We start from the raw sequence: 824 nt of genomic DNA, 5'->3' as shown, positions 1-824 counted from the left end.
TCCGACCATGGCACCGAATTCACCTGCAACGCCATGCTCGCTTGGTGCAAGGACGCAGCCATCGATTGGCAGTTCATTGCGCCGGGAAAGCCGATGCAGAACGGCTTCGTCGAGAGTTTCATGTATAGACGGCCCCGCGGATGCAAGGGATTTTTGGCAGCATACTTTGGATACCGGTCGGGTGCGTTCATGTATACGGCCTGTTAGTGCGACCGATGCCATGGCCGCTGGCCCTGATGGAGATCGCGGATCGAGGCCTCATCAACGGGTCGCGCTTGTGCGCTTAAAGCTCTTCGGGCTTGCTCGATCCCCAGCTCCGCCGGTTTCCATCATGCTGTCATTTGCCCTCACACCATAAGGTGGCCAGGATACGCGGAAAGTTAAGCCGCGAGCTTAGGCCGATAGAATTCCCCGGTGGTCATCATTGCCCAGATGATCCGGGCCATTTTGTTGGCAACGGCGATGGCGACCACCATGGGCCGACGCCGTTCAAGCAGGGCTTCGATCCAGCCGCCTCCGACCCTGGAGCGTGCCTTTGGGTACCGAACGACGTTAAGTGCTCCGATCACAAGCAAGTGCCTGAGATAGGAATCGCCCTGTTTTGTTATCCTGCCCAGCCGATCCTTCCTGCCAGTTGAATTCTGCTTAGGTGTCAGGCCAAGCCAGGCCGCGAACTCTCGCCCGGAGCGAAACATTGTCGGGTCCGGCACGGTCGCAGCGAGAGCCGTGGCCGTTATGGGACCAATGCCGGGAATGGAGGACAACAACTTCGCCATCGGATTAGTTCTCTGGATGAGAGCCAGCTCACGCTCGATGGCCTCGAC

The 824-nt window shown here is 58.7% G+C and carries 1 protein-coding gene and 1 pseudogene; one reads left to right on the top strand and one right to left on the bottom strand.

All coding sequences use genetic code 11. From position 1 onward, the window contains the following. Positions 1-120 (top strand): annotated as a pseudogene (locus XH79_RS00010) (integrase core domain-containing protein); the annotation flags it as partial. A 260-nt stretch (positions 121-380) separates the two neighbouring features. Here XH79_RS00010 and XH79_RS00005 read toward each other — a convergent pair. Then, on the bottom strand, positions 381-824 hold a 444-nt coding region (locus XH79_RS00005; protein WP_271580180.1), incomplete at its 5' end, for an IS110 family transposase.

Origin of the sequence: Bradyrhizobium sp. CCBAU 45389, assembly GCF_028128625.1 — a bacterium.
Classification (GTDB): domain Bacteria; phylum Pseudomonadota; class Alphaproteobacteria; order Rhizobiales; family Xanthobacteraceae; genus Bradyrhizobium; species Bradyrhizobium liaoningense_B.
This window is presented reverse-complemented; position numbering and strand designations above follow the sequence as displayed.